The sequence below is a fragment of the Elioraea sp. genome, from assembly GCF_051860475.1.
GTDB lineage: Bacteria > Pseudomonadota > Alphaproteobacteria > Acetobacterales > Acetobacteraceae > Elioraea.
On sequence record NZ_JBHYDW010000288.1, the window covers coordinates 1 to 1,280 of the forward strand.

General features: G+C 71.9%; 2 protein-coding genes and 1 pseudogene. All 3 read right to left on the reverse strand.

Translation table 11 applies throughout. The features are described from left to right. The coding region (locus ACTIFU_RS23765) for a baseplate hub domain-containing protein (RefSeq protein ID WP_439580802.1) at positions 1–202 on the reverse strand (202 nt) is incomplete at its 3' end. Continuing rightward, positions 166–786: a phage distal tail protein, Rcc01695 family gene (locus ACTIFU_RS23770; RefSeq protein ID WP_439580803.1), complete on the reverse strand. Its 621-nt coding sequence runs from the start codon at positions 784–786 to the stop codon at positions 166–168. The genes ACTIFU_RS23770 and ACTIFU_RS23765, both read right to left, overlap by 37 nt. After that, positions 786–1,280, reverse strand: a pseudogene (locus tag ACTIFU_RS23775) (hypothetical protein); the annotation flags it as partial. The pseudogene ACTIFU_RS23775 and the gene ACTIFU_RS23770, both read right to left, overlap by 1 nt.

Consider the following 1,280-nt stretch of genomic DNA (forward strand, 5'->3'; position numbering starts at 1 on the left):
GCCGGTAGCCGGTGCGCGCGCGATAGGTGAGGCCGTCCACCACCAGGTCGCGGTCGTGATCGGTGAAGCCGAACAGCGTCCCGTCGCGGCGGGCGACGCGCCAGCAGGTCGCGAGCGTGGTGAGCGCGCCGGCAAGGTGCGCGGCCAATGCGGAGGAGACCGATTTCACAGCCGCACCTCGATCACGGGGATCTCCGCCCATTGGCCCTGGAAGAAGGTCTCCAAGGTGAGCCCGAGCTCATCCGCATCGAACCGCGCGGGGACGTCGAACTCGCACTGCGCTTCCACCGCATGGCCGGCCGGGCTGCGCAAGGACGAGCCGAGCGTGATCACGCCGGTGGCATAGTTGGCCTGGAACTGGCTCGCGCCCGTGCCCTCGTTGCGCTCGATGCCGTCCGTCCAGCAGCGCACCGTGCCGGTGACGGGAAGCTGGATCGCTCGGGTCTGCGTCGCCGGGCCGGACGCGTAGCTGCGCACGATCTGGACCGTCGCCGTGGCGCCGTCCGTGGTGCCGATCTGCTGACGCGGCATCTGGAAGTCCGACCAGTCCTTGAAGCGGAAGGCGAACGCCCGTCCCCGCCGGGCGCGGAAGAACGCGATCAGCGCGGCGAGGTCGTCGCGCGTCTTGAGCCCGCTGCCGACGTTCCAGCGTCCGCGCGCCTCCGCCCAGTTCTGGTTGCGCCGCTCGTGCCCGCCGGCCGTCGTCACGATGTTCGTCGACCACAGCGGCCCGCCGGTCGCGCCGAGCGCGATCTTCTCGGGGAAGCGCACGTCGTGGAACGCCATCAGAGGCTCCGCTGCGCCCGCTGCAGCCCGCGCGCCATCGCCGCAGTGATCTGGCCCTGCGAGGCGCGGAAGCTGTCCGCGTCGGCAGCGGTGATGTTCATGACGATGGTCGTGGCCCCGAGCGCGCGCTGGGCTTCGCGCTTCGGCACCGCGATCTCGCCACGCTGGAGGATCGCCGGATACTCGTCCGGCCGGAACCAGCCCTGGTGCAGCCGCGGCGCGCCGGCGAAGGCGAGCGCGGGCACACGGCGGCCGGGCACCGCCGAGGCGCCGACCTCGCCGCCCTCGTGGAACAGCCCGGCCAGGAACGAGCCGATGCCGGAGAAGATGCCGCCGATCCCGCCGCCACCGGTGATCCCGCCGAGCGCCGAATTGAACAGCGCCAGCAGCGGCTCGGTCACCAGCTTACGCGTGCCGAGGCGCAGCAGATCCTGCTCGATGCCCTTGAGCACGTCGGAGAAGCTGCGCCCGCGCACGATCGCGCCCTCGAACGC